Raw genomic sequence first — 516 nt, 5'->3', positions numbered from 1 at the left:
GTCGTCGAGGCTTTCCAGCCGCTTCAGCTCGAAGGCGAAGGGCAGCCGGGTCTGGTCGATGACCGTGACGCCGCGCCCGTCGGCCTCGGGGAAGATGGTGCGGTAGGGGCGGCCGTCGATCTTCATGGCATACTCGCGTGTGAGAGCCCCGATCCCCGGCCCGCGAGGAGCCGACGGATCGGGGTTTCCCGATGTCTCAGCGTGCGAGTGTGTCGCCAGCATGGCCCGGGGCGGTCAAGCCGTCCCGAAGCGTCCGTCGCTGGCTCAAGCCCTCAGCGTGCGACCCGCTCGACATAGATGTCGATATAGGCGCCGTCCTCCAAGCCGAGCAGGTCGCGGATCATGCCGGGCAGCTTGCACAGCAGGGCCGGCATGGTCGGCGCTTCCGTGGCGAGGCCGGGCACCGGCGAATCGTGGACGAAGAACACGCCGGCCGCCTCGTCCCAGGCGCAGCGGACGGTGACTTTGCAACCCATCGTGCGATCCTCATGTGCGGGGGGGAGGGAGGACGGAGCG

The 516-nt window shown here is 69.0% G+C and carries 1 protein-coding gene and 1 pseudogene; both read right to left on the bottom strand.

What is annotated here, in order from left to right; genetic code table 11:
• Positions 1–126 (bottom strand): annotated as a pseudogene (locus MZTS_RS22430) (S-methyl-5-thioribose-1-phosphate isomerase); the annotation flags it as partial.
• 146 nt (positions 127–272) lie between these two features.
• Positions 273–476 carry a DUF1902 domain-containing protein gene (locus MZTS_RS22425; RefSeq protein WP_192285474.1) on the bottom strand — a complete coding sequence of 68 codons (204 nt, stop codon included), beginning with the start codon at positions 474–476 and terminating at the stop codon, positions 273–275.
• Positions 477–516 lie beyond the last annotated feature (40 nt).

The organism is Methylorubrum zatmanii, from assembly GCF_014845115.1.
Classification (GTDB): domain Bacteria; phylum Pseudomonadota; class Alphaproteobacteria; order Rhizobiales; family Beijerinckiaceae; genus Methylobacterium; species Methylobacterium zatmanii.
The sequence above is the reverse complement of the archived record's forward strand: the minus strand, read 5'-3'. Positions and strand labels throughout refer to the sequence as shown.

Bases quoted from the DNA above. Each gene is read 5' to 3' on its own strand.
- MZTS_RS22425 (WP_192285474.1), bottom strand. From the start codon at position 476: ATGGGTTGCAAAGTCACCGTCCGCTGCGCCTGGGACGAGGCGGCCGGC.